Below are 21,951 nucleotides of genomic sequence, written 5' to 3'. Positions count from 1 at the left end.
GTCATGGACCGCCGCATTTTCGGGCTGGAGAACGAGTACGGCGTCACGTGTACGTTCAGGGGACAGCGCCGCCTGTCTCCCGACGAGGTGGCGCGGTACCTCTTCCGCCGTGTCGTGTCATGGGGCCGCAGCAGCAATGTCTTTCTGCGAAACGGCGCCCGCCTCTATCTCGACGTGGGCTCACATCCGGAATACGCGACACCGGAATGTGACAACGTGACCGAACTGGTCACCCACGACAAAGCGGGCGAGCGCATTCTCGAAGGACTCCTGGTGGACGCCGAACGACGCCTGCACGAGGAGGGAATCGCGGGCGACGTCTACCTCTTCAAGAACAACACCGACTCGGCGGGCAACTCCTACGGCTGCCACGAGAACTATCTCGTCGCACGTCATGGGGAGTTCTCCCGGCTCGCGGACATTCTCATTCCGTTCCTCGTCACGAGGCAGCTTCTGTGCGGTGCCGGCAAGGTGCTGCAGACCCCGCGGGGCGCGGTGTACTGCGTCAGTCAGCGGGCCGAGCACATCTGGGAGGGCGTCTCCTCGGCGACGACCCGTTCGAGGCCGATCATCAACACGCGCGACGAGCCGCACGCGGACGCCGAGCGCTACCGCCGCCTGCATGTCATCGTGGGCGACTCGAACATGTCCGAGACGACCATGCTGCTCAAGGTCGGGGCGACCGACCTGGTGCTGCGCATGATCGAGGCGGGCACGGTGATGCGGGACCTGACCCTGGAGAACCCGATCCGGGCGATCCGTGAGGTCAGCCATGACATCACCGGCCGGCGCAAGGTGCGTCTGGCGAGCGGCCGCGAGGCGTCCGCCCTCGAGGTGCAGCGCGAGTACTACGAGAAGGCCGTGGACTTCTGCGAGCGCCGCGGTATCCGCACCGGCACCGTCGAGCAGGTCCTGGAGCTGTGGGGCCGCACGCTGGACGCGATCGAGGCCGAGGACCTCGACCGGATCGGCACCGAGATCGACTGGGTGATGAAGTACAAGCTCATCGAGCGGTACCGGGCCAAGCACAACATGACCATGTCGCACCCGAGGGTCGCGCAGATAGACCTCGCCTACCACGACATCCACCGTCGTCGTGGCCTGTACTACCTGCTCGAGAGGAAGGGGCAAGCGACCCGGATCTGCAATGACTTGAAGATCTTCGAGGGCAAGTCCGTTCCGCCGCAGACCACTCGGGCCCGGCTGCGCGGCGACTTCATCCGCAGGGCCCAGGAACAGCGCCGGGACTTCACGGTCGACTGGGTCCATCTGAAGCTCAACGACCAGGCGCAGCGCACCGTGTTGTGCAAGGACCCGTTCCGTTCCGTGGACGACCGGGTGGAGAAGCTGATCGCAGGAATGTGAGCTATGTGAACAACGCGTTCCGGTGAAAGCCCGGAACGCAACACGGGCGCCGTACGTTTCCCGTACGGCGCCCTTCTCACGCCGTAGAGTTGCGCGCACGCCATCCACAAGATCGACCGATACGAGGCCTTAACCGTGCGCCGACGCTCCCTTCTCATCGCCGTTCCCGCAGGACTGGTCACACTCGCCGGATGCGGTGACGACAAGTCCGCCTCGAGCAAGGCCGAAGCGAGTCCGTCGCCCTCCGCATCGGCCACGTCCGCCGCGCCGCCGCCGAAGATCGTCGACGGGCCGCTGCCGGCGATCACGGCGGGCACGAAGTTCGGTGAGAAGCCGACCGTCGCCAAGGGCACCGGCGAGCCGTCGAAGAGCCTCGCGGTCAAGACGCTCATCGCGGGCGGCGGGCAGACGATCGCGGAGAACGACTATGTGCAGGCCCACTACCTCGGCCAGATCTGGAACACGGCGAAGGTCTTCGACAACTCCTACGACCGCAAGACGCCCCTGATCATCCAGCTCGCCGCGGGCAGCATCATCGACGGCTGGCGGTACGGCCTGACGGGCAAGAAGACCGGCAGCCGCGTCCAGATGGCCGTCCCGCCCACCTGGGGGTACGGCACGTCGGGAAACTCGCAGGCGGGTATCAAGGGCACCGACACGCTGGTGTTCGTGGTGGACGTGCAGGCCACGTTCAATGCCAAGAGCTCCGCCAAGGGCTCGGACGTGGCGCAGAAGGACGCGGCGCTGCCCAAGGTCGGCACCAACACCGACGGCGCGGCGCCCTCCATCGACGTACCCAAGAAGGCCGCGCCCACCAAGCTGGTGGCGAACTACATCATCGAGGGCGACGGCCCCGTGGTCGGTGCGCAGGACAGTGTGCTCGTGCAGTACAAGGGCGTGTTCTGGGACTCCGGCAAGGAGTTCGACTCGACGTACAGCCGGGGGGCACTGCAGTCCTTCGGGATCCAGCAGGTCGTCAAGGGCTGGGGGGAGGGCCTGACCGGCAAGAAGGTGGGCAGCCGGGTTCTCATCGTCGTCCCGCCGAAGCTGGGCTACGGCGACAACCCGCCGCCGAACAGCGGCATCAAGAAGGACTCCGTGCTGGTCTTCTCGGTGGACATCCTGGCCAAGATGTAACGGCCCGGTGATGTAAGACTGTGCGTGTTGCCTTTCCGCAGACAAGCAGGAGCTAGAGACGTGAGCATCGAGAAGCCCGAGATCGACTTCCCGGGCGGCGAGCCCCCGGCGGACCTCGAGATCAAGGACATCTGGGAGGGCGACGGCGCCGTGGCGCAGGCGGGCCAGACCGTCACCGTCCACTACGTGGGCGTCGCCTTCAGCACCGGTGAGGAGTTCGACGCGAGCTGGAACCGTGGGACGCCGTTCCGCTTCCCGCTCGGTGGCGGCCGCGTCATCAAGGGCTGGGACCTCGGCGTGCAGGGCATGAAGGTCGGCGGCCGTCGTCAGCTGACGATCCCCGCCCACCTCGCCTACGGCAACCAGAGCCCGACCCCGGCGATCAAGCCGGGCGAGACGCTGATCTTCGTGGTCGACCTCGTCGCGGTCTGATCGCCGCCGCGACCGGACCCGATCACCTGGGGCCCATGCCTGTCCGGGCATGGGCCCTCGGCTTTTGCCGCGCCACTTCGGGGCGGTACGGTCATCGTCGTAAAGCACCATAGGGAGGCGAAGGGCGTCGATGGCCATTGCCAAGGCCGAGCGGCTGATGAACCTGGCGCTGTGTCTGCTCGGGACGCGGCGGCCGCTCAGCAAGCGTGAGCTTCGTGAGTCCATCGAGGCCTATCTCGAAGCGGGCAGTGACGACTCCTTCAGCCGGATGTTCGAGCGGGACAAGGACGATCTGCGCGAACTCGGCCTGGTCATCGAGACGGTGGAGAACCTCGACGGCGAGGTGGGCTATCTGGCCCGGCGTGACAGCAACCGCCTGCCGCCCATCACGCTCGACGCCGAGGAGGCCGCCGCTCTCGGTCTTGCCGCCAAGGTGTGGCAGCAGGCCCGGCTGGCGGGTGCGGCCAGCGGCGCCCTGCAGAAGCTGCGTGCGGCCGGTATGCCCGAGGACGTCGACCCGTACGAGGCGCACGGCGCGCTGGAGCCCCGTATCCCGGTGCACGAGGTCGCGTTCGAGCCGCTGATGCTGGCCTGCCGCGATCGCCGCCCCGTGGTCTTCGACTACCGCAAGGCCACCGCCGCCCACCCCGAGCCCCGGCATGTGGAGCCGTGGGCGCTGGAGTGCTGGCGCGGCCACTGGTATCTGGCCGGCTGGGACCGCGACCGGGGTGCCGAGCGGGTCTTCAGGCTGTCGCGGATCACCGGCAAGGTGCGCAGCCGCAGCGGACAGTTCACGGCGGAGGTCCCCGATGTCGTCACCGTCCGGGAGACCGTGGCGAGCTGGGCGGGGGAGACCGCCGACCGCTCCGCCCTGATCCGGCTGCGCTCGGGCGCGGGCTACCCCCTTCGGGCGAAGGCCACCGCGGTGCGGGAACTCGGCGACGGCTGGGACGAGTTGGAGATTCCGTACGGGCACGGGCTGGACGCCTGGCTGGTGGAGTTCGGGCCGGACGTGGTGGTCCTGGAGCCGGCCGAGCTGCGCGCGGACGTGGTGGACCGGCTGCGTGCCGTGGCCAAGGGCTGAGGGGGAGCGAGCAGGACAGTGGCAGGCAAACCGGTCAGGCCCGTGAACGCCATCGACCAGACCCGGCGGATGCTCTCCCTGGTGACGTATCTGAAGGAGCGCCCCGGGGCCCGGGTGGAGGACGTCGCGCGCGCCTTCGGCATCAGTGAGGACGAGCTGGTCTCCGACCTGGATGTGCTGCCCATGTGCGGCACCAGCTTCCGCGGCGGCGACCTGCTCGACATCGACACGGACGGCGAGCGCATCTGGTGGCACAACCCCGACGATGTGGCGGAGCCGCTGCGGCTGGCCGCCGACGAGGCGACGGCGCTGCTGGTGGCCGCACGCGCGGTGTCCACCCTGCCCGGGCTGCGGGAGAGCGACCGGCAGGCGCTGCTGCGCGCCAACGCCAAGCTGGAGGCCGCGGCCGGTGAGGCGGCGGGCGCCAGTTCCCGGCTGTCGGTGACCTTCGAGTCCGAGGGCGGTGTGTTCGCCGACGTCGACCGGGCGATCTCGGAGCGCCGCCGCCTGTGGATCCGCTACTACTCGCCGGCGCGCGACGAGCTCACCGAACGGGAGATCGACCCCATCCGCCTGGTCAGCGTCGGGCACACCTATGTGGAGGCCTGGTGCCGGCGCTCGGAGGCGCGCCGCACCTTCCGGCTCGACCGGGTCGCCGAGATCAAAATCCTGGACGAACCGTCGGCGCCCCCCGAGATCGAGCTCAGGGACCTGTCTGAGGCGCTGGTGCAGCCGGCCGCCGAGGACCCGGAGGTCGTCGTCGAGGTCGGCCCGGGCGGCCGCTGGGTCGCCGAGTACTACCCGCACGACAGTGCGGATGAGCTGGCCGACGGCGGGCTGCGTATCACCCTGCGGACCCCGGATCCGGCGTCTCTGCGACGGCTGGCGCTGCGGCTCGGGCGGGACGGCCGGATCGTCTCGCCGCCCGAGCTCGCCGACAGCGCCCGCCAGGCGGCCCGTGAGGCGCTGGCGGCGTACGACGGCGTCGAGGCGCAGGATCCGCACGCAGGGCCTGCGGTTCACGACGGGTAGTCCGGCAGGCGGGAGTGAGCTGGACGGGGCCTCGGCCGCGGGGCCCCGGAGGCGATCGGCCTAGGGAAGAGGAGCAGGGGCTTTGAGCGAGTCGTCGGTGTCTGGTGCGGGGGGCATGTCGGTGGCGGCCGCCTTCGCCGGGATGAGAAGCGTGACCCCGGTGACGTTCAGGGCGGGCTGCCCGGACTGCCGTGGCAGCTTCGAGCTGGCCGCGGCGGCCCTGCGCCTGGCGATCGGCGCCACCAGCCGCACGACGTTCTACTCCTTCACCTGCCCCGACTGCGGCGCCTCGGTCCGCAAACCGGCCGGGGAACGCATCGTAGAGCTGCTGACCGGCGGCGGAGTCAGGACCTTGCGGACCGTCTAGGCTCGACGTCATGTTCTGGCCGATGTTCGCGGTAGCTGTGGGGTTCCTGGGTCTCGCCGTGCTCGGGGTGTTCGCCGTGCGGGTGTTCGTCGAGGCCCAGCGCCTCGGACGGCAGGTCACGGACTCGGCGCGCCGTATCAACCAGGCCGCCGAGGACCTCGAGCGGGCGGCCGTGAGTACCGCCCGCGCCGTGGACTCCCTCTGAGCACTGCTGTGCGAGGGGTGTGAGTCGTGCGCCCCAGGCGGTTTGGGTCACTTCGACCTGTCACCGGGGCCACCCTGGCGGGTACGCTGCTGGTCGCGGACCGGAGAACGAGGCCCGGACCGCGGACCGGGAGTACGCACGGGGATTGCCTCACGTTCACCCCTGAGCGTTACGATCGCTGCCAGCACGGCTGATCGGACACTTGTCCGACCGGTCGGACAGCACCCCACCCCAGCCGCCTCGGTGAGAAGGTAAAGACTTATGTTCGGAAGGCTCGGCGCCCCCGAGATCATTCTCATCCTCATCGTCGTCGTCCTGCTTTTCGGCGCGAAGAAGCTTCCCGACATGGCGCGCTCGCTCGGCAAGTCCGCTCGCATCCTCAAGAGCGAGGCCAAGGCGATGAAGGAAGAGGGCAGCAGCACGGCCACCCCGGCCGGCCCGCCCAACAACGACGAGCAGCCCCCGGCTCAGCGCACCATCCAGGCCGCCCCCGGTGACGTGACCAGCTCGCGCCCGGTCAGCGAGCCGACGGACACCACCAAGCGCTGACGCAGGGCCGGACACCTCCGGCCCGCCGCACGAGATGAGGATGTGGGTTGCTCAAGTCTGCCCGCAAGAAGGAGAAGGATCCCGAGGGGCGGATGCCGCTCGTGGATCACCTTCGTGAGCTCCGCAACCGGCTCGCGAAGGGCATGCTGGCCATCACGGTCGTGTCCGTGGTGGCCGCCTTTTACAGCTCGGAACTGATGAGCTTCCTCATGAACCCGGTGCCGAAGTGCACGAAGGGTCTGGGGGAGTCCACCGGCGGTCACTGCGCGGTCATCGCGTACACCGACCTGTTGTCGCCCTTCACCACCACGGTGAAGGTGGTCTTCATGGCGGGCGTCGTGCTCTCCAGCCCGGTCTGGCTCTACCAGCTCTGGGCGTTCGTGGCGCCGGGTCTGCACAAGCACGAGCGCAAGTACACCTACTGGTTCGTGTCGGCCGCCGTACCGCTCTTCCTGGCCGGTGCCTGGCTCGCCTATACGATCCTGCCCATCAGCATGCGCGTGCTGCTGGGGATCACGCCCAACGGCTCGGCGAACATCCTGCCGATGGACAAGATCCTGGACTTCATCGTCCGGATGATCCTCATCTTCGGCGGTGCCTTCGAGCTGCCTCTGATCCTGGTCATGCTCAACTTCGCGGGCATCGTGTCCGGCCGCAGGATGGTCAGCTGGTGGCGCGGCGTCGTCATGGGCGTCTTCGTCTTCGGAGCGGTCGCCACCCCCACCACCGACCCCTTCGGCATGATCGCGCTGGCCGGGCCCATCGTGGTGCTGTACTTCATCGCGGTCGGCGTCGCCATGCTGAACGACCGGCGCCGCCGGCGGGCCAACCCCGACGCCGAACTGGACGACGACGAGGCCTCCGACCTCGACCTGACACCGCAACCCATCGGCGAGGTCGAGCGCGTCTCGGCGGGACCGACCGTGCCCGAGCAGGCCAATGGGAGCGTCAACGGCTACGACGACGTCACCTGAGCCCCACCACGGGACAACGGCATGACCGAGGGCCGGACGGAAGAACCGTCCGGCCCTTGTGCTGTGCGCGGACAGTCCCCAGGGGCCCGGAACGGATAATGATCGTCCTGTTGTCAGTGCGGCCCGGTACGCTCGAAAGCACGATGACAGAGGACCTCTCCCCGGCTGAGCGGTACGCGGCTGCACGCAGGCGCGCTGCCGAGCAGGCCACCGCGCTCGCCTCCTTCCGCGAGATGTACGACTTCGGCCTCGACCCCTTCCAGATAGAGGCCTGCCAGGCGCTCGAAGCGGGCAAGGGCGTGCTGGTCGCGGCGCCCACCGGCTCCGGCAAGACGATCGTGGGCGAGTTCGCCGTCCACCTCGCCCTGATGCAGGGCAAGAAGTGCTTCTACACGACACCCATCAAGGCGCTGTCCAACCAGAAGTACGCCGACCTGTGCCGCCGTTACGGGGACGGCATGGTCGGACTGCTCACCGGCGACAACAGCATCAACCCCGACGCCCCGGTGGTCGTGATGACCACCGAGGTGCTGCGGAACATGCTGTACGCGGGCTCGCAGACCCTCCTCGGCCTCGGCTACGTGGTCATGGACGAGGTGCACTACCTCTCCGACCGCTTCCGCGGCGCCGTATGGGAAGAGGTGATCATCCACCTGCCCGAGTCGGTGACTCTGGTGTCCCTGTCGGCGACCGTGTCCAACGCCGAGGAGTTCGGTGACTGGCTCGACACCGTCCGTGGGGACACCGAGGTGATCGTCTCCGAGCACCGGCCCGTGCCGCTGTTCCAGCACGTGCTCGCCGGGCGCCGGATGTACGACCTGTTCGAGGAGGGCGAGGGCCACAAGAAGGCCGTCAATCCCGACCTCACCCGGCTGGCCCGGATGGAGGCCCAGCGGCCCTCGTACCAGGACCGCAGACGGGGCCGGGCGATGCGTGAGGCCGACCGCGAGCGGGAGCGCAGACAGCGCTCGCGGGTGTGGACCCCGGGCCGCCCCGAGGTCATCGAGCGGCTCGACGCCGAGGGCCTGCTGCCGGCCATCACCTTCATCTTCAGCCGCGCCGCCTGCGAGGCCGCCGTACAGCAGTGTCTGTACGCCGGGCTGCGGCTCAACGACGACGAGGCGCGCGCGAAGGTCCGCGACCTCGTCGAGGAGCGCACCGCCGCCATCCCCACCGAGGACCTGCACGTCCTCGGGTACTACGAGTGGCTGGAGGGCCTGGAGCGCGGTATCGCCGCCCACCACGCCGGCATGCTGCCGACCTTCAAGGAGGTCGTCGAGGAGCTGTTCGTGCGCGGGCTGGTCAAGGCCGTGTTCGCCACCGAGACCCTCGCGCTCGGCATCAACATGCCCGCGCGCTCGGTGGTGTTGGAGAAGCTCGTCAAGTGGAACGGCGAACAGCACGCCGACATCACACCCGGCGAGTACACGCAGCTGACCGGCCGTGCGGGGCGTCGGGGTATCGACGTCGAGGGACACGCGGTCGTGCTGTGGCAGCGCGGGATGAGCCCCGAGCACCTCGCCGGGCTGGCCGGCACGCGCACCTACCCGCTGCGCTCCAGCTTCAAGCCGTCGTACAACATGGCGGTCAACCTGGTCGAGCAGTTCGGCCGGCACCGGTCGCGTGAGCTGCTGGAGACCTCGTTCGCGCAGTTCCAGGCCGACAAGTCGGTCGTCGGGATCTCCCGGCAGGTGCAGCGCAACGAGGAGGGCCTGGAGGGCTACAAGGCCTCCATGACCTGCCACCTGGGCGACTTCGAGGAGTATGCGCGACTGCGCCGCGAGCTCAAGGACCGGGAGACCGAGTTGGCCCGGCAGGGGGCGGCCGAGCGGCGTGCCGAGGCCGCCGTCGCGCTGGAGAAGCTCAAGCCCGGTGATGTCATCCATGTGCCGACGGGCAAGTACGCCGGTCTGGCGCTGGTGCTGGATCCGGGGCTGCCGGCCGGGCGTTCCAACGGCCACCGGGGCTTCGAGCACCACGACGGGCCGCGTCCGCTGGTCCTGACGGCCGAGCGGCAGGTCAAGCGGCTCGCCTCGATGGACTTCCCGGTCCCGGTCGAGGCGCTGGAGCGGATGCGCATCCCGAAGTCCTTCAACCCGCGCTCCCCGCAGTCCCGTCGGGACCTCGCCTCCGCGCTGCGCACCAAGGCCGGGCACATTCCGCCGGAGCGGGCCCGCAAGAAGCGGTCCCAGGCGGCCGACGACCGTGAGATCGCGCGGCTGCGGACCGCGATTCGGGCGCATCCCTGTCATGGGTGCAACGAGCGTGAGGATCATGCGCGTTGGGCGGAGCGGTATCACCGGCTGCTGCGGGACACCTCGCAGCTGGAGCGCCGTATCGAGGGCCGTACGAACACGATCGCGCGGACGTTTGACCGGATCGTGGCGCTGCTGACCGAGCTGGACTACTTGCGCGGTGACGAGGTCACCGAGCACGGCAAGCGGCTGGCACGGCTGTACGGCGAACTCGACCTGCTGGCCAGTGAGTGCCTGCGGGCCGGTGTGTGGGAGGGGCTCGGTCCTGCCGAACTTGCCGCCTGCGTCTCGGCGTTGGTGTACGAGGCACGGGTGGGTGACGACGCCATGGCGCCGAAGCTGCCGTCCGGCAAGGCGAAGGCCGCGCTCGGCGAGATGGTGCGGATCTGGGGGCGGCTGGACGCCCTGGAGGAGGACTTCCGGATCACCCAGACCGAGGGCGTGGGACAGCGGGAGCCGGACCTCGGGTTCGCCTGGGCCGCCTACATGTGGGCCAGTGGCAAGGGGCTGGACGAGGTGCTGCGGGAGGCCGAGATGCCGGCCGGGGACTTCGTGCGGTGGTGCAAGCAGGTCATCGATGTGCTCGGGCAGATCTCGGCGGCGGCCCCCGTCTCCGGCGGGGAGAGCTCGACGGTCGCGAAGAACGCCCGCAAGGCGGTCGATCTGTTGCTGCGGGGGGTTGTGGCCTACTCGTCGGTGGGCTGATGTTGTCGGGCGGGTGCGGGTGCGGGTGCGGGTGCGGGTGCGGGTGCGGGGCGCATATCGCTGCAGCCCCGCGCCCCGATGCCTGCGGCGCATCTGCGGCTTGGGTGGGGTGCGCGTAGCGCCTGCGGTCCGCTTGTGGGTCGGGGCCGCGCCGGGGTGTCCGTCCTCGGTCGGGCGGTGCTGCTGCCTGGTGGGCTGTGGTCGGTGGTGGACGCCCGCCGCTGCGGGCGGACACCCCGCCACGTCCCCCTCCCGCCGTACGCGGCTTGCAGGCCCGTGGGTGCACCGGCCGCGTCCCCGTCGTCTAGCGGCTGAGGTATGCCCGCCAGCCGCCGTACGACGTGATGTCCTCGGCGTCCGTGAGGGCGGACGGTTCGCACAGGAAGCCGGGGACCTGGGTGCCGTCCGCCAGTTCTACGCTGCCCAGGGTCATCGGGCGGGGGAGGGCCGTCAGCAGGCGGCCCAGGCCCTCCGCGGGGAGGGTCCAGATCTCCGTCTCGATCGCCGTGCCGCCCTCGCCGACGTGGACGAGGCCCGGCTTCGGGGGCGTCGTGCGCAGGGCGTGCAGGCGGTAGGCGGGGGCGGTCGTGGTCGTACGGTCCAGACGGGCGCCCAGGGCGAGGAGTTGGGGGTTGAGGGGCTGGCCCGTCAGGTGTGCGCCCACCACCGCCACCTGCGTGTCCGGCCGGAGCAGGGCGGCGATCCGCGCCAGGCGGTCGTCCGTGAAGGCAGGGCCGATCAGCATCACGCCGAACGGCAGGCCGGCCACCTCGCCCGCCGGGACCGCGGCCGCCGCCAGGTCGAAGAGGTTGGTGGAGTTGGTGAAGCGGCCCAGGCGGGCGTTGGCGCCGAGCGGGTCGGCGGCCACCTCGGCGAGGGTCGGGTGGCCGGGGGTGGTCGGTAGGAGCAGGGCGTCCGCGTCGGCCAGTTCCGCGAGGGCGCGGGCGCGCAGGCCGGTCAGGCGGTCGGTGTCGGCGTAGAGCTGGTGGGCCGGGATGTCGCGGGCGCGGGTGATGATGCCGGCGACCGTGGGGTCCAAGCCCTCGATGCCGTCCGCGATCGCCTTGTCGACAAAGGCGCCCACGGCTGTGTAGCGCTCGGCGACGAACGCGCCCTCGTAGAGCATCGCCGCGGCCTCGGTGAACGGGGTCAGATCGAGGGTGCGGATGGTGGCTCCGGCGGCTTCGAGCTGCCGTACCGCCGCCTCGTACGCCTCCGCCCAGCCTTCGTCCAGCTCGCCGAGCTGCTCCCGCGGCGGGACCGCGACGCGCCACGGGCCGGGGGCGCGCGGGGGGAGCGGAGGGCGCTCGCGGTCCGGCGGGGAGGTCATGAAGGAGAGCGCCTGCTCGGCCTCCGGGAGGGTGCGGGCGAACACCGTCACACAGTCGATGGAGGCGCAGGCCGGGACCACGCCTGTGGTCGGGACCAGGCCTCGGGTCGGCTTGAGGCCGACGATGCCGTTGAACGCGGCCGGGACCCGGCCCGAGCCCGCGGTGTCCGTGCCCAGGGCGAGGTCGACGATGCCCAGGGCCACGGCGACCGCCGAACCGGAGCTGGAGCCGCCGCTGATACGGGCGGGATCGTACGCGTTGCGGACCGCGCCGTGCGGCGAGCGCGTGCCCACCAGGCCCGTCGCGAACTGGTCCAGGTTCGTGGTGCCCAGCACGATCGCGCCCGCCGCGCGCAGGCGGGCGACGACCGGTGCGTCCGCCTCCGGCTGGTAGGCGTACGCGGGGCAGCCCGCGGTGGTGGGCAGCCCGGCCACGTCGATGTTGCCCTTCGCCGCGAGCAGGCGTCCGGCGAGTGGGAGTCGGTCGCCTGCCGCCTCGCGGGCGTCGATCGCGTGGGCCTCCGCCTCCACCTCCGCCTGCGGGCGCAGGTCGATCCAGATCTCGGGACGGTCCACCGCCTCGATGCGGGCGTAGGCGGCACGGACACGGTTCACAGCGGACATCTCTTGCTCCTCGGGGTGGTTCATCGCGCCGCCGGGGCCAGGACGAGCAGTGCCGTCCCCGCCTCCACCTGGTCGCCCGGCCGGGCCAGGATCTCCGCCACCACGCCGTCCACCGGCGCGTGCACCCTGGACTCCATCTTCATCGCCTCCAGCGCGAGCAGAGGCTGCCCGGCGCTCACTTCGTCGCCCGGCTCGACGTTCAACTGCCACACGGACGCGGCGAATTCGGCCTCCACCAGACGGCCGCCCGCCGGGACGGTCACCTCGGCCGGGGGAGCGGCCGGTGCGGCCGCCACCTCGGCCCGGGTGAACTCGCCGGCGGCCTCCCACGCGTCCCGTTCCGCGGCGAAGGCCCTCTGCTGCCGGTCCCGGAACTCACCGATCGACGCGGCGTTCTCGTCCAGGAAGGCCCGGTACTCGGCGAGGGAGAAGGTGCCCTCCTCGATACGCGGCACGAAACGGCCGGAGGTGATGTCGGCGCGCAGGCCGAGGAGTTCGTCCGCGTCCACCGGGTACCACCGGATGCGGTCGAAGAAGCGCAGCAGCCAGGGCGAGCCCGGCTCGAACGCGCCGCGCTGCTGCCACCCCGACCACACCTGCGTCGTACGGCCCACGAACTGGTAGCCACCCGGGCCCTCCATGCCGTAGATGCACAGATAGGCCCCGCCGATGCCGACCGAGTTCTCGGCGGTCCAGGTGCGCGCCGGGTTGTACTTCGTGGTCACCAGGCGGTGGCGGGGGTCCAGCGGGGTCGCCACGGGGGCGCCCAGGTACACGTCTCCCAGGCCCAGGACGAGGTACTCCGCGTCGAAGACCGTGTCGTACACGTCGTTCACCGAGTCCAGGCCGTTGACCCGGCGGATGAACTCGATGTTCCACGGGCACCAGGGGGCGTCGTCGCGGACGCCCGCCATGTAGCGGGCGATCGCCTCGCGGGTCGCCGGGTCGTCCCAGGACAGGGGGAGGTGGACGGTGCGGGAGGGGACGACGAGTTCGTCGGCCGGCGGCAGCGTCGCCGTGATCGCCTGTACGGCGGCGAGGAGTCGATGCAGCGGCAGGCGGCTCGGGTCCGTCTGGATCTGCAGGGAGCGGATGCCCGGTGTGAGGTCCGTGATGCCTTCGGGGCCCTCCTCGGCCACCGCTTCCATCAGCGCGTGGACGCGCATCCGCAGCGTCAGGTCGAGCTGCATGGGCCCGAATTCGACCAGCAGGTTGTCGTCGCCGCTGCGGCGGTAGGTGATGTCACCGTCGCGGGCGAGTACGCCCCCGTCCACGATGTCCGCGCGGGGCGAGCCGTCGACGGTCACCGGCGCGAAGCGTACGGTGTCGCCCGGGCGCAGCTGGCCCAGCTTCCACCGTTCGCCGCTGAGGACCGTCGCCGGGCAGACGAACCCGCCGAGCGAGGGGCCGTCCGGGCCGAGCAGCACCGGCATGTCGCCGGTGTAGTCGACGGCGCCGACGGAGTACGGGGTGTCGTGGATGTTGGACGGGTGCAGGCCCGCCTCTCCGCCGTCGGTGCGCGCCCAGCGCGGCTTGGGACCGACCAGTCGTACGCCCGTGCGGGCCGAGTTGAAGTGGACCTTCCAGTCGGCGGCGTAGAAGTCGCGGATGTCGTCCTCGGTGAAGAACTCCGGTGCCGCATGCGGGCCTTCGACCGCTCCCACGTGCCATACGGCGGTGAAGGAGGGGCGGCCCGCGAGAGGCACTGGGGTGCCGTCGGCGACCGTGCCGCCGTGCAGCACGTCGCCCGTGCGCAGCGCCCGGCCGCCGTGCCCGCCGAACCGGCCCAGGGTGAAGGTGCTCGCGCTGCCGAGGAAGGCGGGTACGTCCAGGCCGCCGGCGAAGAGCACGTAGGTGCGCAGGCCGTGCTGGGTGGGCGCACCGGTCTCCAGCACGGCCCCCGCGGGCACCGTCACCGGCTCCCACTGCGCGACCGGCCTGCCGTCGACCGTCACCTCGGCCGGGGCGCCCGTGACGCACACCGTCGTCGGGTGCGTGAACCTCAACGACGGCCCCTGGAGCGTGCATTCGAGGCCCGGGGCGCCCTCCTGGTTGCCGAGCGCCCGGTTGCCGAGCCGGAAGGACAGGTCGTCCATCGGACCACACGGCGGCACACCGACCTGCCAGTAGCCGGTGCGGCCCGGCCAGTCCTGCACGGTGGTGAGGGTGCCACCGGAGACGACCTCGATGCGCGGTGTCGGGTCGGTCACGGAGGCCAGCGTCGCCGTGGAGTGACTAGCGGCTCTGAAGTCGGGGTGGTCCAGCGCCGCGCGCACCAGGCCGAGATTGGTCTCGATGCCGTCGACGCGGGTACGGGCCAGCGCCTCGTCCAGTCGCTGCAGCGCATGGGCGCGGTCGGGGCCGTAGGCGATGACCTTGGCGAGCATCGGGTCGTACGACGTCGTCACCTCGGTTCCGGTCTCCACCCAGCCGTCGACGCGGACGCCCGGCGGGAACTCGACCCGTGTCAACAGGCCCGCGCTGGGCCGGTGTTCGCGTGAGGGGTCCTCGGCGTAGAGGCGGGCTTCGACGGCGTGACCGCGGGGTGCGCCCGGTTCGCGTACGACATCGGACTCGCCGCGGGCCAGGCGCAGCATCCAGGCGACGAGGTCGACGCCGTAGATCTCCTCCGTGACCGGATGCTCCACCTGCAGACGGGTGTTGACCTCGAGGAAGTACGCCTCCTCGCGGGCGGCGTCGTAGACGAACTCGACGGTGCCGGCGGAGCGGTAGCCGACCGAGGCGCACAGGTCGCGGGCGCTCGCCGCGAGTCGCTCGCGTATGCGGTCCGGGAGGCCGGGGGCGGGGGCCTCCTCCAGGACCTTCTGGTTGCGGCGCTGCAGGGAGCAGTCGCGGTCGCCGAAGGTGACGACCCGGCCCTCGCCGTCGCCGAAGACCTGCACCTCGACATGGCGGGCCTGCTCGACCAGCCGCTCCAGGAAGACACCGGCCGAGGAGAAGGAGGCGGCGGCGACGCGCTGCACCCGCTCCCAGGCGTCGGTCAGTTCGTCGGCGGATCGACATGCCGACATACCGATACCGCCGCCACCGCCGGTCGCCTTGAGCATGACCGGGTAGCCGATCACGGCGGCCTGCGCGAGCGCCTCGTCCACCGAGGCCAGCAGGCCCGTCCCGGGCGCCAGCGGCACCCCCGCCGCCTCGGCTGCCGCCCGCGCGGTGTGCTTGGCGCCGAACAGCTCCAGCTGCTCGGGCGTCGGGCCGACGAACACGATCCCGGCGTCCTCGCAGCGGCGCGCGAAGGCCGCGTCCTCGGAGAGGAAGCCGTAGCCGGGGTGGATCGCGCCCGCACCGGAGTCCTTGGCCGCCTTCAGCACCAGGTCGGCGTCGAGGTACGACTCCTTCGCGGGCGCCGGACCGAGCCGTACCGCCGCGTCGGCGAGCCGGACGTGGGGCGCGGAGCGGTCCGCGTCGGAGTACACGGCGACCGTGCGCAGGCCGAGTTCACGGGCCGTGCGGATGATCCGGACCGCGATCTCGCCGCGGTTGGCGACCAGCAGCGTGTCGAAACTCATCCGGCTTCCCCGATCGTCATCTCCACCGCCGTCGGCTCGAAGCCGTTGCAGGGGTTGTTGATCTGGGGGCAGTTGGAGACCAGGACGAGGACGTCGCGCTCGGCGCGCAGGGTCAGCTTCAGACCAGGTGCCGAGAGGCCGTCGACGATGCCGAGCGTGCCGTCCTTCTCGACGGGCACGTTCATGTACCAGTTGATGTTGGAGACGAGGTCGCGCTTGCCGAGACCGTGCTTGGCGCCCTCCGCGAGGAAGTTGTCCACGCAGGCGTGCTGGGACCAGGTGTGGTGGCCGTAGCGGAGGGTGTTCGACTCCTTGGAGCAGGCACCGCCGACCGTGTCGTGGCGGCCCACGTCGTCGGCGGTCAGCGTCATCAGCGGGGTGTGCTCGTTGGACATCAGCACGCTGCCCGTGGTCAGGAAGATGCCGCCCTGGGCGTGGATCGTGTCGGGGGCGCTGTAGCGGACCGAGGTGTCGTGGGCGTCGTAGACGAGGAAGTCGACGGCCTGGTTGCCGTGCAGGTCGGTGATGGTCAGCGTCTGGCCCGTGCGGATCACGGCCGACCAGGCGGCACGGGCGGGAACCACGGTCTTCGTGCTCATGCGAGCCCCCTCGCGGCAAGGAATTCGGCGGTGTTGAGGAAGGCGCGGCGGCCCTCGGGCGTGGCCTCCCACAGCGGGTCGCCCGGCGGAGTGGGAGCGGCGCGCCAGGCGAGGACCTCCAGCGGGGTGCTGACGTAGTCGGGGCGCGGGTCGACCGGGTGCGGCACATTGGCGATCAGTACGGTGATGTCCTGTTCGGCGCGGAGCGTCACGCTGCCGCCGGGGCCGCTGGACCCGGTGAAGTCCAGGGCGCCGTCCTCACGCACCTCCACGCCCTGGAAGAACGACAGCGAGGGCGGCAGGTCGCGCGGCTGCAGGCCGTTCTTCGCGGCCGCCAGCTTGAACAGCTCGCGGCCCGCGGGGGAGGCGGACTGCGGGGTGCCGTCCCCGTACCGCTCCGTGTTGCGTACGAGGGTGGAGGTGCCGCACAGCGCGTCGTGCCGCCCGGAGGCGTCGGCGACGACGCTCGCGAGCACGCGCCCCTGGTCGGACAGCAGGAGCCGGCCCTCCCCGAGGTAGGCGTTCCACTGGACCTTCACCGTGTCGGCGACGTTCAGCCGCTCCCAGGGCCGGTCGGCCACGAACAGCAGCAGATGCGCGCAGGCGTCCCCGTGCAGATCGGTCAGGCGCAGCTCCGTGCCGCGGGCCAGCACCCGGTGGGTGTAGTTGCCGCCCGCCACCGTCTCCGCCCACACCAGATGGCCCGCCGCGCACGGCGGGTCGGGCCAGTCGGCCGCCGGGACGACGGGCATGGCCTCGGCGTGTGTGCCCTCCTGGGCGCGTGCGTGGTCGCGGGCTCCGTGTGTGGTGGCTGTCGCCATCGCGGGGACCTCCGGCTCCGATGTGGTCTCTTCCGGGGTTGTTTCTGTCGCCCGACAGAAATTAGGAGCCGGTCGGGTCACGGGCATTGCCCACACGTTGCCGCCGGGTTACCGAGCCCTCACTAGGACTACTGGTGGCGCACCTATGGACTGCCTGGGGGGCCTGAGGGCGCATGGTGGTGGGTCGCGGCGCTGGGAACCTGCAGGTGGTTGGGGTGCCGGGGGCTCGGAGGCGGTTGGGGTCTCCGGGAGGCGCCTGGGGGCGGGCTCGGTGTTGCCGGGACGCTGGAGGTGGCCGGGTGGTGTCTGGAGGCGGTCCCGGTGTGGCCCGGGACCCGGGAGGCGCGCAGGGGTTTCCGGGGTCGCCGGGAGGCGCTGGAGGTGGCGCCCGGTGTTGCCTGGAGCCCCGGGAGGCGGGCTGGGTGCCGTGGAACTCGTAGCCGGTTGTGTTCGCCGGGAGGTGTCTGGAGGCGGGCTCGGTGTTGCCTGGAGACCTGGGAGGCCGGGTGGGTTCCGGGGTCGGCGGAGGTGGTTGGGGTCGCCTGGAGGTGGGCCGGGTGTCGTGGAATTTGTAGCCGGTTGTGGTCGCCTGGAGGCGCTGGAGGCGGGCTCGGTGTTGCCTGGAGACCTGGGAGGCCGGGTGGGGTTCTGGGGGCGGCGGAGGTGGTTGGGGTCGCCTGGAGGCGGAGCCCGGCGTTGTCTGGAGGTGGGCCGGGTGTCGCGGAACTCGTAGCCGGCTGAGGTCGCCCGGAGGCGCCTGGAGGCGGGGCCGGTGTTGCCCGGGGATTCCGGCGGGCGACCGGGTGCGGGATGCCGGTAGCGGCCGGGGGCGCCACGAGATGGGGGAAGGTGCTGGGAGTTCGTCCTGAGACTGCTCCGGGGCCGCCCGTAGGGCTCCGGTGGGCCGTGGGAGATCACCCCGCCCCGCCGTGTGCGAGGATCGAACGCATGGGAACGCCGGGTGGAGGAGGCGGCCGTCGGGTCGGCAGGCCGCGGGCCGCGCAGCGGCCGGACAGCGGGCTGGAGCCGCGGGACGAACTGCTCGCGGCCGCCGCCGAGTTGTTCACCACCCGTGGGTACGCGGCCACCACCACCCGCGCGGTCGCCGAGCGCGCGGGGATGCGGCAGGCCTCCATGTACCACTACGTCTCCGGCAAGGAAGAACTCCTCGCCGAGTTGCTGGAGTCCACGGTCACGCCCTCGCTGGCCTACGCCCGACAGCTCCTCGCCGACGACGTGACCCCGCCCGAGGGCCGGCTGTGGGAGCTGTGCCGGACGGACGTGGAGCTGTTGTGCGGCGGCCCGCACAACCTCGGCGGGCTGTATCTGCTGCCCGAGGTACGGGCCGAGCGGTTCGCCGGCTTCCACGCGGTTCGCGCCGAACTCAAGGACGCCTACCGGCAGTTGCTCGCCGGAACGGCCGCCGGAAGCGCGCTCACCAAGAACGAGCTGGACCTGCGTACGGACCTGTTGTTCGGTCTGATCGAGGGCGTGATCCTCGTGCACCGCTCCGATCCCGAACGCCAGGTGTCGGTGTTCGCCGAGGCCACGGCGGACGCGGCGCTGCGGATCGCCGGCATCTGACAGCTGGCCGCGGAAGCTGATCTTCACTCGTCACAGTGAGTGGTTTTCGTACGCCCATGCGTCGTGACACGGCGTGTTCGAACGGCTGCCGAGTGTGCAAATGGAGCCGAGAGTACCCCTTGGTCCGGTCCCATTTCAGGTGCTTGCTGAATATGACACGGCGATGATCCGGTCGGACTAAGCTCGCCCGCAGCGCACCGAGTTGAGGCGTATTCGTGCGCTTGTTCCCAAAAATACCGAAGATCCAGCGCAGTCCCATGCGTACCCCACTTGCAAGCTCCCCAGACACCCAGCCGATCTTTTTCAGAGGGCCTACATGGTGAGTGTTCAATCCCCTCCCGGGCGCCGTGAACTTCCTTACGCGCGCGTGCTGTTGCTGCCCGCCATAGTGATGGCCGCAGCGACCGGCGCAGCCGTCGCCATGGTGGCCGTGCCGGCCCGTGCGGCCGTCGTGTGGTGCGGCGCCGTCGCCACGCTCCTGGTGATCGCGACGGCGGCCGAAGCGGTACGCCGCGGCCGCACCCTGCAGGCGGTGCGCGAGGAGAGCGCCCGTCACCGTGCGTACATGGAACGGCGGATCGCCGGACACGAACAGGAGATCCACCGCCTCTCGCACGAGATCGTCCCCACTGCCATCGAGTACCTGCGCAGCGGGCACACGCCCAGGGACGTGGTCAACCTCCTCGGCGACATCGACCCCGCCTACCGCGACCTGCCCAAGGCCCAGGTGGCGCTGGTCAGGCGGATGCTCGACATCATCGACAACGAGGAAGCCCTGCGTGACTCCTCGGCGCGCTCCTTCGTCAACATCGCCCGCCGCGTCCAGGCGATCGTGCACCAACAGGCCAAGGAACTCAGGGAGATGGAGGAGGACCACGGCCGCAACCCCGAGGTCTTCGACGACCTCCTGCGCATCGACCACGGCACCGCGCTGATCGGCCGCCTCGCCGACTCCATCGCGGTGCTCGGCGGCGGCCGCCCCGGACGCCAGTGGCCGCAGCCCGTACCGCTGTACAGCGTCCTGCGCGGCGCCATGTCCCGGATCCTGGAGTACCGGCGCATCTCGCTCGACAACATCGCCAAGGTCAACATCCGCGGCATCTCCGTCGAGCCGGTCATCCACGCCTGCGCCGAACTCCTCGACAACGCCACGCGCTACTCGCCGCCGCAGACCAAGGTGCACGTCATCGCGACCGAGGTGCAGACCGGCATCGCCATCGAGATCGAGGACGCCGGCGTCAGCCTCAGCGAGGAGGCCCGCGCCAAGGCCGAGACCATGCTGGAGCGCGCCAAGGCCGGCGTCGACCTCCAGGAACTGGGCGACTCCCCCCGACTTGGCCTGGCCGTCGTGGGCCGTCTGTGCAAGGCGTTCGACATGCAGATCTCGCTGCGTGCCTCCGCGTACGGCGGTGTCCGCGCCGTCCTCGTCATCCCGCGGGTGATGGTGACCGGCGACGAGGCGCCCGGCCTCGCCCACGGGATCGGCGCCACAGCGTCTCCCAAGCTCGAACTCGGTGCGCTCGAAGGTCCCAAGCGCGCACCGAAGCGGCGGCGTCCCACCAGCCCGCGCATCCCGGCCGGCGTGTCCATGGAGGACGAGATCCCCGAGGTCACGGAGTGGACCGCGGGCGGCCTGCCGCAGCGCCGCAGCCGGGTCAAGATCCCGCTCAGCCAGCGGCTCGCCGAACAGGCCGCCGCCGAAGCGGCCGAGCGGGAGGCCCTGGCGAGCAGGCCCGCCTGGGCGACGCCCGCGCCCGAGCCGGAGCCGGAGCCGGAGACCAAGGAAACCGAACCCGGGCTGTGGGTCGAGGCGTTCTGGGAGGGCCTCAAGGGCGACCCGGACCCGACCGCATTCACCCAGCCGACCAACGAGCCGGCCCGTATCGAGGCCGACGACGAGAGGGACCACAAGTGATCCAGCAGCGAGCCAACTTCGACTGGATGCTCAAGGATCTCGCCGACGGAGTACCGGGCATCGAGATGATCGTGGTGCTCTCCGCCGACGGCCTGCGCATCGCTCGCTACGGGGGCGATCCGGACGCCGCCGACCGCGTCGCCGCGGCCTGCGCGGGACTGCAGAGCCTCGCGGGCGCCGTCGCCCATGAGATCCCGGGCAGCGACGGCCGGATGAAGCTGGTCATCATCGAGATCAACGGCGGTTACTTCTATCTGATGGCCGCCGGAGCCAACGCCTACCTCGCGGTGCTCTCCGACGTGGTCGCCGAGCCCGGCCTGATGAGCAACCGCATGCGCGACCTCGTGGTACGGATCGGGGCCCACCTCACCAGCCCGCCCCGGCGCAACGGGCAGACCGTATGACTCCTCCGCAACGCCGGCGGCGATACCCCAGTCAGGAAATCCCGGAACCTCCCCCGACACCCTCCAAGGAAGACCACGAGGGTGACACGAAGGCCCCGGAGCGGCTCTACGTGGTCGCCGGGCCGGACGGGGAACGCGCCGACATCGACCTGGTCACGTTAATCGTGGCGCGCGCCGACCCGCCGCCCTCCGCCACCCCGGAGCAGACGGCGATGCTCCGGCTGTGCACGGCCCCCCTCTCGGTGGCCGAGCTCTCGGCCTATCTGAGTCTGCCGTTCAGCGTGGTGACCGTGCTGCTGACCGAGATGCTGACGGCAGAACTGGTGCAGGCGCGCGCCCCGATCGTCCGGCAGGCGCTCCCCGACCGTTCCCTTCTCGAAGCGGTGATGCATGGACTTCAAAGGCTCTGACACCATCCCCGGACCACGAACAGAGGATCATCTGCCGCACACGGCCCAGGCCGCGGTGAAGATCGTGATCGTGGGCGGCTTCGGAGTCGGCAAGACGACGATGGTCGGCTCGGTCAGCGAGATCAGGCCGCTGACCACCGAGGAGACCATGACGCAGGCCGGCGTCGGGGTCGACGACAACTACGGTTCCGAGTCCAAGACGGCCACCACCGTGGCCATGGACTTCGGCCGCATCAGCATCACCGACCAACTGGTGCTCTACCTCTTCGGCACCCCCGGCCAGGAACGCTTCTGGTTCCTGTGGAACGGGCTGTTCGAGGGCGCGCTGGGCGCGGTCGTACTCATCGACACCCGGCGGCTCGAGGTCAGCTTCGACGTCATAGGGCGTCTGGAGGAGCGCGGCGTGCCCTTCGTGGTGGCCGTCAACTCCTTCCCCGACGCGCCCCGTTACCCCGTCGCCGAACTGCGCACAGCCCTCGACCTGGCCGAGGAGATCCCGATCATCGACTGCGACGCACGCCGCCGGGCCTCCAGCCGGGACGTGCTGATGACGTTGCTGCGCTTCCTGCATGCGCTGGCGATGGCGAAGGCGTCCACATGAGCCGCCTGCACACTGCCTGAGCCGT

At 70.7% G+C, this 21,951-nt stretch carries 19 protein-coding genes; 15 read left to right on the top strand and 4 right to left on the bottom strand.

The window, feature by feature from the left end; genetic code table 11:
* Nucleotides 1–3 precede the first annotated feature (3 nt).
* The 10 genes from pafA (at nucleotide 4) to ACIBW9_RS28800 (ending at nucleotide 10,105) form a co-directional block, all read left to right on the top strand.
* On the top strand, nucleotides 4–1,365 hold the full coding sequence (pafA, locus tag ACIBW9_RS28845; protein ID WP_340382033.1) for a Pup--protein ligase: 1,362 nt from the start codon (nucleotides 4–6) through the stop codon (nucleotides 1,363–1,365).
* A 135-nt stretch (nucleotides 1,366–1,500) separates the two neighbouring features.
* Nucleotides 1,501–2,502, top strand: coding sequence for an FKBP-type peptidyl-prolyl cis-trans isomerase (locus ACIBW9_RS28840; RefSeq protein WP_398959931.1), 1,002 nt, complete (start codon nucleotides 1,501–1,503; stop codon nucleotides 2,500–2,502).
* Nucleotides 2,503–2,562: 60 nt separating this feature from the next.
* Nucleotides 2,563–2,934 carry an FKBP-type peptidyl-prolyl cis-trans isomerase gene (locus ACIBW9_RS28835; RefSeq protein ID WP_030945962.1) on the top strand — a complete coding sequence of 124 codons (372 nt, stop codon included), beginning with the start codon at nucleotides 2,563–2,565 and terminating at the stop codon, nucleotides 2,932–2,934.
* A gap of 130 nt (nucleotides 2,935–3,064) precedes the next feature.
* Nucleotides 3,065–4,018 (top strand): helix-turn-helix transcriptional regulator, encoded by a 954-nt coding sequence (locus tag ACIBW9_RS28830; protein ID WP_398959929.1) that lies wholly within the window; start codon nucleotides 3,065–3,067, stop codon nucleotides 4,016–4,018.
* 18 nt (nucleotides 4,019–4,036) lie between these two features.
* Entirely contained in the window at nucleotides 4,037–5,050 is a 1,014-nt protein-coding gene (locus ACIBW9_RS28825) for a helix-turn-helix transcriptional regulator (RefSeq protein WP_398959927.1), read from the top strand.
* Nucleotides 5,051–5,132: 82 nt separating this feature from the next.
* The gene (locus tag ACIBW9_RS28820; RefSeq protein ID WP_266953660.1) at nucleotides 5,133–5,417 is read left to right on the top strand and encodes a hypothetical protein; all 285 of its coding nucleotides are present in this window, start codon (nucleotides 5,133–5,135) and stop codon (nucleotides 5,415–5,417) included.
* Between the two features lie 10 nt (nucleotides 5,418–5,427).
* A complete protein-coding gene (locus ACIBW9_RS28815) occupies nucleotides 5,428–5,622 on the top strand; it encodes a hypothetical protein (RefSeq protein ID WP_115909189.1) in 195 nt (64 codons plus the stop codon).
* 261 nt (nucleotides 5,623–5,883) lie between these two features.
* Entirely contained in the window at nucleotides 5,884–6,171 is a 288-nt protein-coding gene (gene tatA, locus ACIBW9_RS28810; RefSeq protein WP_030945949.1) for a Sec-independent protein translocase subunit TatA, read from the top strand.
* A 92-nt stretch (nucleotides 6,172–6,263) separates the two neighbouring features.
* Nucleotides 6,264–7,145: a twin-arginine translocase subunit TatC gene (gene tatC, locus ACIBW9_RS28805; protein ID WP_398960161.1), complete on the top strand. Its 882-nt coding sequence runs from the start codon at nucleotides 6,264–6,266 to the stop codon at nucleotides 7,143–7,145.
* Between the two features lie 98 nt (nucleotides 7,146–7,243).
* Complete coding sequence (locus tag ACIBW9_RS28800; RefSeq protein WP_398959924.1) at nucleotides 7,244–10,105, top strand: DEAD/DEAH box helicase; 2,862 nt, start codon at nucleotides 7,244–7,246, stop codon at nucleotides 10,103–10,105.
* Between the two features lie 304 nt (nucleotides 10,106–10,409).
* Here the strand turns inward: ACIBW9_RS28800 and atzF are convergent, their stop codons facing one another.
* Genes atzF through ACIBW9_RS28780 form a run of 4 tightly spaced genes read right to left on the bottom strand, consistent with a single transcriptional unit; the run spans nucleotide 10,410 to nucleotide 17,012 of the window.
* Nucleotides 10,410–12,059, bottom strand: coding sequence for an allophanate hydrolase (atzF, locus tag ACIBW9_RS28795; RefSeq protein WP_398959922.1), 1,650 nt, complete (start codon nucleotides 12,057–12,059; stop codon nucleotides 10,410–10,412).
* 20 nt (nucleotides 12,060–12,079) lie between these two features.
* Nucleotides 12,080–15,592 carry a 5-oxoprolinase/urea amidolyase family protein gene (locus ACIBW9_RS28790; protein ID WP_398959920.1) on the bottom strand — a complete coding sequence of 1,171 codons (3,513 nt, stop codon included), beginning with the start codon at nucleotides 15,590–15,592 and terminating at the stop codon, nucleotides 12,080–12,082.
* Nucleotides 15,589–16,191 (bottom strand): urea amidolyase associated protein UAAP2, encoded by a 603-nt coding sequence (locus ACIBW9_RS28785; protein ID WP_398959918.1) that lies wholly within the window; start codon nucleotides 16,189–16,191, stop codon nucleotides 15,589–15,591. The genes ACIBW9_RS28790 and ACIBW9_RS28785 overlap by 4 nt, the downstream gene beginning before the upstream one ends.
* A complete protein-coding gene (locus ACIBW9_RS28780) occupies nucleotides 16,188–17,012 on the bottom strand; it encodes an urea amidolyase associated protein UAAP1 (protein WP_398959916.1) in 825 nt (274 codons plus the stop codon). The genes ACIBW9_RS28785 and ACIBW9_RS28780 overlap by 4 nt, the downstream gene beginning before the upstream one ends.
* A 948-nt stretch (nucleotides 17,013–17,960) precedes the next feature.
* On the opposite strand from ACIBW9_RS28780, the gene ACIBW9_RS28775 reads away from it, so the two are divergent.
* The 5 genes from ACIBW9_RS28775 to ACIBW9_RS28755 all read left to right on the top strand — a co-directional run bounded on the left by ACIBW9_RS28775 (nucleotide 17,961) and on the right by ACIBW9_RS28755 (nucleotide 21,926).
* A complete protein-coding gene (locus ACIBW9_RS28775) occupies nucleotides 17,961–18,596 on the top strand; it encodes a TetR/AcrR family transcriptional regulator (protein ID WP_398959914.1) in 636 nt (211 codons plus the stop codon).
* A 316-nt stretch (nucleotides 18,597–18,912) separates the two neighbouring features.
* Complete coding sequence (locus ACIBW9_RS28770) at nucleotides 18,913–20,511, top strand: sensor histidine kinase (protein ID WP_398959913.1); 1,599 nt, start codon at nucleotides 18,913–18,915, stop codon at nucleotides 20,509–20,511.
* On the top strand, nucleotides 20,508–20,915 hold the full coding sequence (locus ACIBW9_RS28765; RefSeq protein ID WP_016434374.1) for a roadblock/LC7 domain-containing protein: 408 nt from the start codon (nucleotides 20,508–20,510) through the stop codon (nucleotides 20,913–20,915). The genes ACIBW9_RS28770 and ACIBW9_RS28765 overlap by 4 nt, the downstream gene beginning before the upstream one ends.
* A complete protein-coding gene (locus ACIBW9_RS28760) occupies nucleotides 20,912–21,325 on the top strand; it encodes a DUF742 domain-containing protein (protein WP_398959911.1) in 414 nt (137 codons plus the stop codon). Before ACIBW9_RS28765 ends, ACIBW9_RS28760 begins: the two co-directional genes overlap by 4 nt.
* Nucleotides 21,306–21,926, top strand: coding sequence for a GTP-binding protein (locus ACIBW9_RS28755; RefSeq protein ID WP_398959909.1), 621 nt, complete (start codon nucleotides 21,306–21,308; stop codon nucleotides 21,924–21,926). The genes ACIBW9_RS28760 and ACIBW9_RS28755 overlap by 20 nt, the downstream gene beginning before the upstream one ends.
* Nucleotides 21,927–21,951: the final 25 nt, after the last annotated feature.

Source organism: Streptomyces sp. NPDC049541 (assembly GCF_044465725.1).
GTDB lineage: Bacteria > Actinomycetota > Actinomycetes > Streptomycetales > Streptomycetaceae > Streptomyces.
This window is presented reverse-complemented; position numbering and strand designations above follow the sequence as displayed.